Here is a 2,377-nt window from a genome sequence, read left to right as displayed (position 1 = left end):
ACCGTGCGGGTAGACGGTCAGGTGCCCGTCGGTGGACGCGGAGCCGCCGAGTGCGACGGTCACCTGCCGCGCGCCGGCGTCCAGTGCGGCGGCGATGGTCTCGCCCGTGCCGCGGGTGCCGGCGGTGAGCGGGGCGAGGGCGCCGCCGAGCAGCGGCAGGCCGCCGGTGTCGGCGAGTTCGACCAGCGCGGTGCCGTCCGGCAGCAGCGCGTAGCGGCCGGTGACCGGCCCCCCGTCGGGGCCGGTGCAGTCGGGGACCGGGTACGGGACGGCGCCGGGGAGGGCGGCCGCGAGCGCGTCGAGGGTGCCCTCCCCGCCGTCGGCCATCGGACGGAGCAGCAGCTCGTCGTCCGGCCGCACCGAGCGCCAGCCTGCGGCCAGCGCCAGGGCGGCGTCCCGGGCGGTGACGGTGCCCTTGAAGGAGTCGGGCGCGACGACGACTCTCACGGCGAGGCCAGGTGCGTCAGGTGCCGCTCGATCAGGGTGCGCAGCGTCAGCTCGCCCGGGGTGTCCCAGATCTCCTGGTTGAAGATCTCGACCTCGATCCAGCCCTCGTACCCGGCGGCGGTGACCAGGTCGGTGAGGGTGCGGAAGTCGATGTGGCCGTCACCGACGTGGCCCCGGCCGAGCAGGGCGTCGGCGGGCAGCGGCAGGGTCCAGTCGCACACCTGGTAGGAGGCGATCCGGCCCTCTCGACCGGCGCGGGCGATCTGCTCGGGCAGTGCCGGGTCCCACCAGACGTGGTAGCTGTCGACGACGACGCCGACCTGCCGGGCGGGGTACGGGGCGGCGAGGTCGAGCGCCTGGGCCAGGGTGGAGACCACCGCCCGGTCGGCGCAGAACATCGGGTGCAGTGGCTCGATCGCCAGTCGCACACCGAAGTCGCCCGCGTGCGTGGCGAGTTCGGCGAGCAGGTCGGCGACGGCGGCGCGGGCGCCGACCAGGTCGCGGCTGCCGGCCGGCAGGCCGCCGACGACCAGGACCAGGGTGTCGGTGCCGAGTTCGGCGGCCTCTTCGATGGCCTGGAGGTTGTCGGCGAGCGCGGCCCGGCGCCGCTCGGGGCCGTCGGCGGTGAGGAAGCCGCCCCGGCAGAGGCTGCTGACGGCGAGTCCGGCGTCCCGGCACAGCTTCGCGGAGCGGGCCAGGCCGGTTTCGGCGACCTTGTCGCGCCAGAGCCCGATGGCCGGGATGCCGGCGTCCACGCAGCCCCGCACGGCCTCCGGAAGGCTCCAGCCCCGGGTGGTGATCTGGTTGAGCGACAGCCTCGCGAGGCCGTTCGCCGCGCCGGCGCCGCTCATGCCGCCACCCCCGCGACGGCGAGCAGCCGGCGCATCCGGTCGGCCGCGAGATCCGGGTCGGGGAGCACGGCGGCGGCGTCCGCGAGCCGGAACAGTTCCACCAGGTGGGGCACCGAACGTCCGCTCTGCGCGCCGCCCACCATGGTGAAGTGGTCCTGGTGGCCCGCCAGCCAGGCGAGGAAGACCACGCCGGTCTTGTAGTGGAAGGTCGGCGCGGCGAACAGGTGCCGGGCCAGCGGCACGGTCGGCGCGAACAGCTCCTCGTAGCGGTCGAGGTCGCCCTCGTCGAGCGCCCGCAGCGCCGCCGCGGCGGTGGCCGCGATCGGGTCGAAGACGCCCAGCAGGGCGTGGCTGTGGCCGTGTTCGTCGCCGCGGATCAGCTCGGGGTAGTGGAAGTCGTCGCCCGTGTACATCCGCACGCCGGCCGGCAGCGCGCGGCGCAGGGCGATCTCCCGGTCGGAGTCCAGCAGGGAGACCTTGATGCCCTCGATCCGGTCGGCGTGCGCGCCGATCAGCTCCAGCACGGTCGCGGCGGCCGGGTCGGGGTCGGCGGAGCCCCAGTAGCCGGCCAGCGCCGGGTCGAACATCTCGCCGAGCCAGTGCAGCAGCACCGGCCGCTCGCAGGCGGCGATCAGCTTGCCGTAGACCTCCAGGTAGTCCTCCGGGCCGCGCGCGGCGGCGGCCAGGGCGCGGCTGGCCATCAGGATCGGCTGCGCGCCGGCCTCCTGGACGACGGTCAGCTGCTCCTCGTAGGCGGCGCGGACGGCGTCCAGCGGGTGGGGGCCGGGAGCGAGCTGGTCGGTGCCGACGCCGCAGGCCAGCAGGCCGCCGCAGGCGCGGGCCTCGGCCCCGGAGCGGGTGATCAGCTCGCGGGTGGCCGGCCAGTCGAGGCCCATGCCGCGCTGGGCGGTGTCCATCGCGTCGGCCACGCCGAGGCCCAGCGACCACAGGTGTCGGCGGAAGGCGAGGGTGGCGTCCCAGTCGACGGCGGCGGGTGCGCCGGGGGCGTTGTCGCCCAGCGGGTCGGCGACCACGTGGGCGGCGGCGAAGGCCGTCCGCGAGCGGGCGGGGGCGGGCGG

The 2,377-nt window shown here is 76.2% G+C and carries 3 protein-coding genes; all 3 read right to left on the bottom strand.

The features are described 5' to 3' along the window. The coding region (locus AE652_RS39675) for a glycerate kinase (protein WP_049660488.1) at positions 1 to 447 on the bottom strand (447 nt) is incomplete at its 3' end. Then, positions 444 to 1,298 carry a sugar phosphate isomerase/epimerase gene (locus tag AE652_RS39670; RefSeq protein ID WP_049660487.1) on the bottom strand — a complete coding sequence of 285 codons (855 nt, stop codon included), beginning with the start codon at positions 1,296 to 1,298 and terminating at the stop codon, positions 444 to 446. The genes AE652_RS39675 and AE652_RS39670, both read right to left, overlap by 4 nt. Then, positions 1,295 to 2,377: dihydrodipicolinate synthase family protein (locus AE652_RS39665; RefSeq protein WP_049660485.1), on the bottom strand; the 1,083-nt coding region annotated here is incomplete at its 5' end. The genes AE652_RS39670 and AE652_RS39665, both read right to left, overlap by 4 nt.

This window comes from Kitasatospora sp. MY 5-36, assembly GCF_001182915.1.
Lineage (GTDB): Bacteria > Actinomycetota > Actinomycetes > Streptomycetales > Streptomycetaceae > Kitasatospora.
The sequence above is the reverse complement of the archived record's forward strand: the minus strand, read 5'-3'. Positions and strand labels throughout refer to the sequence as shown.

Bases quoted from the DNA above. Each gene is read 5' to 3' on its own strand.
- AE652_RS39670 (WP_049660487.1), bottom strand. From the start codon at position 1,298: ATGAGCGGCGCCGGCGCGGCGAACGGCCTCGCGAGGCTGTCGCTCAAC.